The sequence below is a fragment of the Flavobacterium sp. genome (genome assembly GCF_023151265.1).
In the GTDB taxonomy this organism is placed as follows: domain Bacteria; phylum Bacteroidota; class Bacteroidia; order Flavobacteriales; family Flavobacteriaceae; genus Flavobacterium.
On sequence record NZ_JAKLJH010000204.1, the window covers coordinates 1 to 2,635 of the forward strand.

At 34.3% G+C, this 2,635-nt stretch carries 2 protein-coding genes; both read left to right on the forward strand.

Annotated elements, in window-relative coordinates; genetic code table 11:
- The first annotated feature begins 516 nt into the window (after positions 1-516).
- Positions 517-1,563 (forward strand): DUF262 domain-containing protein, encoded by a 1,047-nt coding sequence (locus L6Q46_RS13485; RefSeq protein WP_291284742.1) that lies wholly within the window; start codon positions 517-519, stop codon positions 1,561-1,563.
- Positions 1,563-2,258, forward strand: coding sequence for an MAE_28990/MAE_18760 family HEPN-like nuclease (locus tag L6Q46_RS13490; RefSeq protein WP_291284743.1), 696 nt, complete (start codon positions 1,563-1,565; stop codon positions 2,256-2,258). Before L6Q46_RS13485 ends, L6Q46_RS13490 begins: the two co-directional genes overlap by 1 nt.
- Positions 2,259-2,635: the final 377 nt, after the last annotated feature.

Below are 2,635 nucleotides of genomic sequence, written 5' to 3' on the forward strand. Positions count from 1 at the left end.
AAAGACAAACTAAACCGTTAAGACAACCAAACTGCATAAGCCGACCTGTGTGAAAGCCTCCCCACATTTTGCAAGCACATATTGCAACTTATTTTCAAAGGCAATAATTTTAGTTGTTGCACTATAAGCTTGCAAAATTTCCTCCCCCAACTCACTAGACGTAATAGAACAAGCGGTTTTCCAAACCGCATTCGCCAACGCACAGAAAAAAAACTAAAAACTATGTTCTAAACATTCTTTACGGTAGACGCTTAACTGCCTAGACTTCAGAACAGGCAACTAATAAGCATCCGTTCTTTTGTTTCGGGCAGACCTGCTTCGTAGACAACATAGTTCACACTAAATGGGGCGCACTAGAAGGTAACAGCGTGCAAGCTCAATAGCGGCGGACGAGGGAGTAATAACATTATTTCATTATATTTACATTATGCAAGCAGAAACAGTAGTGTTTCAAACCGCTACTAAGCCTGCACGCAAAACGTTAGCTGCAATTAAGAAACGACAAAAGATAATAAAATGGACATTATTAAAATTCAGGAGCAATTAGACAAAAATCGGAGAACTGTTTCCTTTGACAGCTATGATATTACTGTCAGACAGCTTTACGACATGGTTGTTGAGGCAATAATTGACATAGCACCAGAATATCAACGACATTTTGTTTGGGATGAACAAAGACAATCACAACTCATAGAATCAATATTTCTGGGAATTCCCGTTCCGAGTTTGTTTATGGCGACAAATAAAGACTCATCATGGGAAGTTATAGATGGGCTTCAAAGGTTGACAACCATTGTTAATTTTATTGGCGACAATCAAACCATTAAAAGAATTAATGCAAACTGTGATAAACTAGCACTTGAGGGTCTTGATAAATTAGATTCACTTAATGGACTAAAATATGAAGATCTACCTAAGTCTATTCAGAATATGTTTCTAACAAGACCAATTCGAGTTACGGTACTGAATGACCGCAGTGATTTTAATTTGAGATTCGATCTTTTTGAAAGACTAAATACTGGTGGAGTTACCTTACACCCACAGGAAATTAGAAATTGCATTTATCTCGGTGAATTTAATGATTTCATAAAGGAGTGTGCTGAGAAGGAAAATTTCAAAAGCGTAATCAAAATGACGAAAAACGCAGAACGAAACGGAAGCCTCGAAGAATTAGCTTTAAAATTCTTTGCATACTACGAGCATAGGGACAAATTTGTTCACGGTGTGAAAGATTTTCTTAATGAATATATGGAATTCAAAACGTCAAATTTTAAAAATAGAGAACAATTATCTTCACTGTTTCTTGAGACATTCGAATCGTTAAACAATTTACTACCTGACGGAATAGTACGTGGGAATAGAAAAAATATTACCCCGATTGTATTGTATGAAGCAATTGCAGTTGGCGTTGCTGATTTACTTTCTCAGAATAAAAATATACCAAAAGTTAAGTTGCAAAAACTTTTAAATGATACTGAATTAAACAAACTCACAACTGGAGCAACGAATTCGAGGAGCAAATTATATCAACGAATAGATTATGTAAAAAACAAGTTATCGTAATGACATTTACACTAATTAAAAATAGAGCTCGAGCAAGATTTAATGAGAATCTAACTTATTTGAATTATTTAACTTCACTGGAGTCAAATGACGCAACTATTCCAGCGACAACTGAATTGAAAATAATGAAAGGATTATTTTACGTTCATTTATATTCATCTTTAGAAAAAACGGTCAATGACCTTATTGAAAATACTCTTATAAGTATAAATTCCCAAAGCATCAAGAAAAAGCACTTTCATTTACCCTTTAATACAATTTCTTTACTTGGAAAACTCCAAGCGTTTAAAGACTGTGGTTATAAAAATTTCTTTGGTAAAGCAATTGAAATATTTGAAGAAATGAATAGCGATAGTGTCTCAAATATTAACGAAACTGCATTTTCAAATAGCCTTCAAAATGTTTGTAAAAAAACAATAATTGAAATTTTATCCGCATTTGGAATCACAAACTTTACAATAGATCCACGAACAAGAACGACCATAGATGAAATAGTAGAAAAAAGAAATGCCGTTGCTCATGGACGCGAATCAGCAACATATGTTGGCGAGAGATTTAGGACAACTGACTTGAGAATAAAAATGAATACGATAACAGCATTTACTTTCGAGTTAATTGACTTGTTTGAAAACTATCATGACAATAAGAAATTTATTAAACCCCAATCTAAAAAGCATTATGTGGCGACACCATAATCATTTAACTGCAGCTAACAGCCGTTTGGCGTCATGCGGGGTGCCGTGCTTAAATTCAAGTGCGGTGAAACTATTGGGCTTTAGTGGTAGGTTGACAGTGAAGTGCACCGAAATCCCGCACGAACGCCAAGCGGCAAACCGTTATAGGGCATTTAAACATCTAAAATAATGTTAGTTGAATATGAACTTAAATAATTTCATTACGAATTTTGTAAGCCTTACTGAAAAAGAACTATCAGATATTACAACTTATTTTACTTTCAAAACAGTTAAAAAAGGTAGATTTCTCCTCAAAGCTGGAGATGTTTGTAAAGATTTTATCTACGTAAAAAGTGGTTGTATTCGCATGTATTACCTATCTGATGAGATCGAAATAT